We start from the raw sequence: 7,746 nt of genomic DNA, 5'->3' as shown, positions 1-7,746 counted from the left end.
GATCGCGCCGGCTGTAGCCGTAGTTGTCGACCGCGACGTTCAGGAAGAACTGGTTGTCATTGCTCACGCGGTCCATGCTGAACAGGAAATCGAACGAAGTCGCGGCGCGCGCCGGCCCCGGCATGGCGCACAAGGCGAGCGTCAGCACGACGCCAAAGATGGTGTTTCCACGAAATCGCATCATGGCTTCTTCCCTCCTCCACGAGATTACGCACACGCTCATACCAGCAAATGCGATGCCATGCGGGCCGGGGCGGGGAAACAAGCGAGAAACCGTGATGCTTCAATCAGTTTCGCGGATTCGCGAATCACGCCGGCGTGCGACCCGCCATCGTGACGCGCGCGTGGTGTCATTCCGCGGGGACAGGTCTGCGCCAGTGCTTCCAGACTCGAGCTCGCCGCTTCGCGTCCGTTCCACCAGTTGGATGGCGGCGGATGTTTTCCATCATGGCAGAACGCGGCGCGCCAGGGGATTCACGGTCGCGGGACCTGGCGGCAACCACGCGAGGGTCCGGCTCACCTCGGAGACCCGAGTCCGGCTTTCCTCATTCTTTCGCGGAGACCGTCGACACAGCGGGAGAGCCCCATTCCCAGCGCCCGAACCCCGGCGCGGACACCTTCCATCATCGGGCTGCAGGGATGGGATCGGATCGGCAACGGCAAGGGCAGCATCAGCAATGACGGCCACTACGTCGCGCTCAACACGCACGTGAGCGTCCCGGGCGATCACCCCACTTTCATGGTCGTGGACCTGACTTACAGTCCGACGGCCCGGGAGTGCGGCAACGCACGATCGAGCGTGATCGTCAATGCCGAACAGCCGTACCTGGCGACTTCAGGGGCACCCGCGGGTCGAGGCCTCGATTTCCGCGTCGCGCGCCTGCACCAGGTCGGGCCCGAACTCGTCGTAGGTCCCGTGGCCGGCGCAGTGCTCGTCCCGCACCAGGAACCAGACCCCATCTCCGAGTGGCGGCTGTCCGAGGAAGATGGCGGACGGCGGGGGGTTGTCGTTTGTCAGGCACGCGAGCGTCGCCTGGCTGAAGTCGCCCCCGCTGTTCAGCACCCCGGAGAGGAAGCCGGCGACCATGTCGTAGCCGCGCGCCCCGGCGATCGGCGGCCAGGAGATGCTGCCGTCCTGGAAGAGCGACAGGTCGGGAGTCTGCCCCGCGGTCGGACCGGTGCATGGCAGGACGGTGACGGTGAGTGGGCTGCCGCCGCCGAATGGCGGAAGCCCATCGTCCCTCGCGGCGACGAACATGCTGAAGGTCCCGACGTCGCCGTCGCCCGGATGCAGCGCGAGAAGTCCCGCCCCCCCGCCACTGTCGGTGAGCGCGGCGAACGCGGGGATGGCCATGCCGGACAGGCTGATCGCGTTCCCGTCCGGGTCGGTGGCCGTGATGGGAAGGTCGAGAGCCTCGCCGGCATACAGGGTGATCTCGCCGAGCGGATCCATGCTCGGCGGCCGGTTGGTGACGGTGACGTTCACCGGCAGGGCGAACGTGCTGCCACCGTGTGTGACCGCCACCGCGTCCGACCCGGCGCCGACCGCCTGCACGAGGCCGTCGGGACTGACCGTGACGACCGAGCCCGTCCCGCTCGAGACGCCATAGGTCGTCCCGGCGTTCGCAGAAGACAGGTCGATCACGCTTCCGTCGGCAAAATGTCCAAGGACGCGGATCTGCTTCGCTTCCCGCGGGAGGGAGAAGGCCAGATCGGAAGGGATCACCTCCATGGACACGGGCGCATCGTCGCGCCGCACCACGATGTAGGTCGAGGCTGCGTAATTCTCCGGACCCGGCCCGAATGTCCCTGCTTCGAGCTCGATCACTCCCGCGCGGCTTTCCGGGACCGCAAAGATCGCCGAGAACGGACCCGGTCCTTCGACGATTTTGTGCCTTCCGTCGCCGCCGAACACCGCGCCGTCCACCGGATTGCCGCCCGTGATCGTGAATTGCACCGTGACCATCCCTCCGGGCTGGACGATGGTGCCCGGCGCCGGGGTCATCTCGACGATCGCGGTCGTGGGACGTGGCGCCTCGAAGGGCTGCGCGGAGGCTGGACAGGGCTGCTGCGAAATGGGCGGCACCAGCGATCGGGCGAGCGGCGTGAAGTGCCGGAATGACACGCCGTCGATCGGATCGAGCAGGGCGTCCCTCACCCTTCGCCAGACCTCCATCGATTCGGTTTCGCCGACGTCCTCGTGATCGTAGGACAGGTCGGTGTGGACCACGCCGGGCTCGACTCGGAATGCGAGCGGACTCAGCTGCCCGACGGCGCTTTCCATGGAGACGATCGTGTCGTGGTTCCTCTGCACGCCGAGAAGGTTCTGGACCGTGACGGTATCATGCCCCGACAACCAGGGAATCCAGTCGAGCCACCACTCTGTGTCCGTGTACGTCTGCTGAATGCCCGCGATGGCCCGGGCGGGTACGTCCGTCGTCCCCAGGCGCTCCAGAGCGAACGCATTGGTCTGCATATCGTACAGTCCGGCCCCGATCGGCCGGCCGTCCGACTCGAATTTATGCTCGATGGTCGGCCTGAACGGCAGATTGAGCCGCTCGCACTTGTGCACCAACAACCAGTCGATGAGCGCCGTCCCGCGGTGGGGCGAGCCGATGGTGATCAGCTTGTGGAAGTCTCCCTTCATGAAGTTCGTGTTCTTGCGATAGGTGTAGAGTTGGCTCGCAACGCGCGCGCGCGCCGACAGCCCACCCAGGCTGTGCCCGACGACGTCGACCTGGGTGATCGCCATACCCGCCTCGCGATAGGTCCGTCGGGCCGCCTCGACGCCGTCGACGATCGCCTTGACGCTGCGCAACTCCGCTGGGTCGAGCTCCCATGGATCGAAGGTCGGGACCGCGTGCTGGTCACTGTAGTCGACCACACAGCCGTCGCACACGTTGAACCCGAAACCCCTGAGCCATCCCTGCATGCCGCCGGCCCCGGTCCCCCACGCGTCCGTCGCACTGCTCCAGACTCCATGCACGAGGACGACCGGTGGCGCCACCAGGGTGAGAACACTGCTCTCGTGCCCGGCCGACGTCTGGACGTCCATCTCCAGGGGTTGCGGAAGCGTGAATCCGGGCGGCGGGTTCTCAGGTGGACGGTAGAGCGCGAAAGCGATTCTCTTGCCGTCGTGTGTCGTCTGCGCGTCGACGGTCAGGGTGTTTCCCTCGGACGTTCCGTCGAGCATCATCAGGGTGCCCCACTCCAGGCCCTGGGGGGGCTGGCCGTCGGGCGCGGTCATGGAAAACATCACCTGGCCGGCAGCGTGCTTACGCAGCAGGAGCAACGTCACCCCGTCCGCGACGACGCCGATCCGCCTGACTTCGGCCTTCACCAGCTCGTCGATATCCTGGTTGACCAGGACCTGCCCGCCGACGGTTGCCAGAGAGTCCCCGTCGCACTTCGTCGATCCCTTGCACGCGGGATCCACGATTTCGATCCCCGGTCCCTGACCCCGATAGATGTAGGCCGCGCCCACGATCTGCTGGCCGTTCGAGAAGTTCGTGGCGCCGATGATGACGTCGCTTGCGCCGTCGCCGTTGACGTCACCCGCTGTGGCGACCGGATCGTCGTCGATCCCCGGCGAGCCCAGGCGGCTGTCGGCGCACCAGTCCGCACCGGGAAGGAGGCCGTCCTTTCGCCCAAGATGAAGGAATGCGCTCGACTGGGTCAGGCCGTTGCAGACCGCGGTCCCGTTGACGAGCACGTCGTCGAAGCCGTCGTTGTTCACGTCCATGGCGCCCGCCAGACCGGTGGACATGCTGGTTGCCGAGCGGGCATACGAGAGAAACCGGGATGGGATCGGCAGGGGCCCGTCCTTCGTCCCCATGTAGACGTCGACCAGGCCGAGGTGATGGCCCACGAGGAAATCGGCGTAACCATCGCCGTTGACGTCCCCGGCCCCGGCGAGCAGAGTGCCGATCGATTCCTGCGTCGCGCCGCCAACAGTCCAGCCGGGCGACTGCGCGGGGGGACCCCCGATGCTGTAGTACAGCGACACACGGCCTCCGTAGAAAGACCCGTTGTAGTTGCCGTATCCGCTCACCAGGACGTCGCCGTACCCGTCCCCGTTCACATCGCCTGCTACCGCCACCATCCAACCGAAGAACTGCTGGTCCTCCCCCCCCTCGACGACCCAGCCCGGAGTCCCGGCGCCATCCATGTAACCGTAGGCGCGGCCGTCGTGGATCTTGGTGCCGCCGCTGTAGGTGTAGGCGCCGATGAACACGTCATCCCTGCCGTTGTTGTTGATGTCCCCCATGGCGATCGAGGAACCGAAATCGGTGATGATCAGGTCGGGCTCCGTCGGGCCGAGCCTCCAGGAGGCCGTTTGGGGCAAAGCCCCTCCTCCGTTATGAAAGACGTAGGCGCGCCCCGGCTTGAGCTCCTGCTCGTCGAGGTATCCGGGCGAGCCGACGACGACGTCGCCGTACCCGTCTCCGTCGACGTCGCCCCCGGCGATTGCCAGTCCGAAGAAGGCGTACTGGTTCTCTCCGTCTGCCGTCCAGGATGGTGTCAGGCTCATCCCGTTCTCGGTGGCCATGAAGAGGAAGGCGCGCCCCTGCTGGAAGAACTCGCCGCTGTAACTCGGCGCGCCGACCACCACGTCGTCCAGGCCATCCTTGTTGACGTCCCCCGCGGTCGAGACCGCCGTGCCGAAGGCGCTGCTGCTGGGGCCAGGACCCTGCAGAATCCAGGACGGCGTCGTGACGAGCGGCATCAGGATCAGCGGGCGGATCGCTCCCTTGTCGTCCACGCTGATCACCAATTCGCCGTCATGCAGCGAGAGGCTCGCTGGAAATTCCTGACCTCTCGCGTCGGTGACCCGTGGCGCCCGGTACTCGAGGACGGTCGTCCCGCGGCGATCGCTGAAACGCACGACGCTTCCGTCTTCGCTCTGAACCGGCCTTGCATCGGATATGACTCCGATCTCGATCTGGAGCGGCCGGTCCCGGATATCCTTTGCTTCCGGTGTTCCGTCGCCAGACACAGAGAATCCGGCTTGAAGGCCCTCCGGGCTGTTGACGTACCACTCATCGAGGCCGGCCCGCTTGCGCTCGACCCGCTCCTGCGTCACGACCACCGTGCCTCTCCCCGCCGTCTTCAACGCGCCTTCGCGCCCGAAGCGCTTCAATCGGAGGCCTATCTTCCACGCCGCAGCCTCCGGTCGCAACGGAACCATCTCGATCCCCCGACCGGCCACGGTGGTACGAATCCCCTGCGCCCGGTTGGGCGCCGACAGGATTCCCCGCCGGCTCACGGAGAACCGGTACTCCGAGCGGAGGATGTTGCCCCGGACGCGATCGAGCCAGCCCTCCGGGACCGCGAGCTTCAACGGAGTGTTTTCTGCGACGGCCCCACCTGGCGGGACGGCACCGTTTCGTGGCGGCGCCGGCGCACCGTCGTGAACGGCAGCGCGCGGACTCGCCGAGGGGGCAATCGACAACGAGAAGGCGACGAGGCCCAGCGTCACCAGGACGGGAGCTCGCGACTTCGCCATGTTGGCTCCATGCCGTGACGGGCAGAGCGGCTTTGTTTGGCGAAGCTTACCACGCGCGGCACACTTTCAACTTGTATTGCGTCCTCGTCTCCGCGCGTGGCGCCGCGTCGGGCGTGAAGATTCCCTGAAAATTCTTGTTGACACCGGACATTTATTCGTGTATCTTTCACCGTACGGATTCGGCCTCTACCAATTGCCGATCGCACTGCTGGAACCGCCCCCGACAATCTGACTCGTCGCGAGTTTCTTCCGCCCCCGGAAACGCTCGAACATGAGGGCACCTGTCCGACTCGCCACGTGCGCTGCGTTGCTCATCTTCGCGATGGTCGCGTCGCCTGCCCGCGCTTCCGGCCTGCAAACGTCGGCGCGTCCAGGACGGTCGCTGGCCCGGACGTTTTCCACGCCCCGCGCCTCCCCGCGGCTCCGGGCGTTTTCCAAGCCCCGCGCTTCCACATCGGCCCGGACGTTTTCCAAGGGATGCGCTACGTCGCCAGCCCGGACGTTTTCCCCCTGGGCAGCGATAGGCCACCCGGGTGGGCGCGCCGACTCTTCACACGGACATGCGGGTCTACCGGGTCGAGGCGGCGCGGGTTTCGGTGTGCGCCCAATCCTTGTCGTCGAGCTGCCAGCCGCCGCCCAGGGACTTGTACAGCTCGACCAGCGTCGCGAGCCGGTCGAAGCGGGTGCGTGCGAGGGAGTTCTCGGCGGGGAAGAGTTGCTGCTGCGCCTGCAGGACCTCGAGATAGTCGGAAAGACCGGCAAGGTAGCGCGAGTTCGACAGGCGGACCGCCTCGCGGTAGGCGGCGACGGCGCGGGCCTGCTCGGTCTCGGTGTCGGCGAGCTTCTGATACGCGACGAGGGCGCTGGAGACCTCGACGAAGGCATTCGTCACGCTCCGCTCGTACTCCACCTTCGCCTGTTCCCATCGGGCGACGGCGGCGCGGTGCTGGTTCTTGAGGCGGCGCCCCTGGAAGAGCGGGCTGAGCAGGCCGCCGCCCACCGACCAGGTCCTCCCCTCTCCGAAGAGGTCGGACACCTGGGGGGCCACGCCTCCGAAGGCGCCGGTCAGGCTGATTGTCGGGAAGAAGTCGGCGACGGTCACGCCGACGTCGGCATTGGCGGCGACGAGCTGCTGCTCCGACTGGCGGATGTCGGGGCGGCGCTTCAGGAGGTCCGACGGCAGCCCCGCCGGGACCTGCTCCGGCAGCGGCTGGTCGTTGAGGGCGGCGCCGCGGGGAATGTCCCCCGGGTTTCTCCCGAGCAGGAGGCCGAGGAAATTCTCTTCCGCGACGATCTGGCGCTCCAGGTCGGGGATGCTCGCGCTCGTCGTTGCCAACGAGGCCTCGGCGCTCGAGGTCTCCAGGGCCGAGGCGGTTCCCGCCTCGAGCCGCCGGCTGAACAGGGCATGAGTCTCCTTGAACGCCGTCGCGGTCCGCCGGGCGATCTCAAGCTGGAAGTCGAGCTCACGCAGACGGAAGTAGCTCGTGGCCACCTCGGAGGCGAGCGACAGCAGGACACCGCGGCGGGCGTCTTCGGTCGCCAGGTAGCGCGCGAGGGCCGCCTCGTTCAGCCGCCGCAAGCGGCCCCAGAGGTCGATCTCCCAGGACAGGCCGAGATTGACGTCGTAGAGATTGATCGTCTGGGTGACCGGGGAGACGGATCCGGACCGACGGCTGCGCGACCAGCCGCCGTCGGCCTGGATCGCTGGAAGGAATTCAGATCGTGCGATGCCGGCATTCGCCCGCGCCTCTTCGACGCGCGCGGCGGCGAGGCGGACATCGAAGCCGTTCCGGAGCGCTTCGTCGATCAGGGCTTTCAGGGCCGGGTCCTGGAAGATTTGCCACCACGCCTCGTCGGCGAGGGAGGCGACCTCCGACGGGACAGCCCCAGGCTCCGCCGCGCCGGCGTCGGTGGGGAGGGCCAGCCCGCGGATCTGCTCCGGGACGATGACGGGCGGCCGCTTGTACTCGGGGCCTGCGGCGCAGCCGGTGAGAAGCGCGCCGACGGCGAGCACGCCGGCGAGCGCCCCGCCAAGCGCCCCGGCGAAGCCGACCACGCGACCTGAGGCGGTGGACAGCCTGGCGGCGGACTGCCGACTAGACCGGCTCATTCGATCACCTCCGTCCCGACTCCTGCGGCGACGGGGACAGGACGCCCGTGCCCGGCGCGGAAGAACGCCACGCGGTCGAGCACCCGCTCCTGGAACCGCTCCAGGTACAGATAGATGACCGGCGTGATGT

3 protein-coding genes are annotated in these 7,746 nt (G+C 67.3%); all 3 read right to left on the bottom strand.

Annotation, left to right across the window (positions count from 1 at the left end; translation table 11 throughout):
- Nucleotides 1–184: hypothetical protein (locus tag VGV60_13995; GenBank protein ID HEV8702381.1), on the bottom strand; the 184-nt coding region annotated here is incomplete at its 3' end.
- A 651-nt stretch (nucleotides 185–835) separates the two neighbouring features.
- Nucleotides 836–5,341: an FG-GAP-like repeat-containing protein gene (locus tag VGV60_13990; protein HEV8702380.1), complete on the bottom strand. Its 4,506-nt coding sequence runs from the start codon at nucleotides 5,339–5,341 to the stop codon at nucleotides 836–838.
- A gap of 733 nt (nucleotides 5,342–6,074) precedes the next feature.
- A complete protein-coding gene (locus VGV60_13985; GenBank protein HEV8702379.1) occupies nucleotides 6,075–7,616 on the bottom strand; it encodes an efflux transporter outer membrane subunit in 1,542 nt (513 codons plus the stop codon).
- Between the last annotated feature and the right edge of the window lie 130 nt (nucleotides 7,617–7,746).

The sequence above is a fragment of the Candidatus Polarisedimenticolia bacterium genome (assembly GCA_036001465.1).
In the GTDB taxonomy this organism is placed as follows: Bacteria; Acidobacteriota; Polarisedimenticolia; order Gp22-AA2; family Gp22-AA2; genus Gp22-AA3.
Note: the sequence above shows the minus strand (reverse complement) of the source record. Positions and strands in the feature narration are given on the sequence as shown.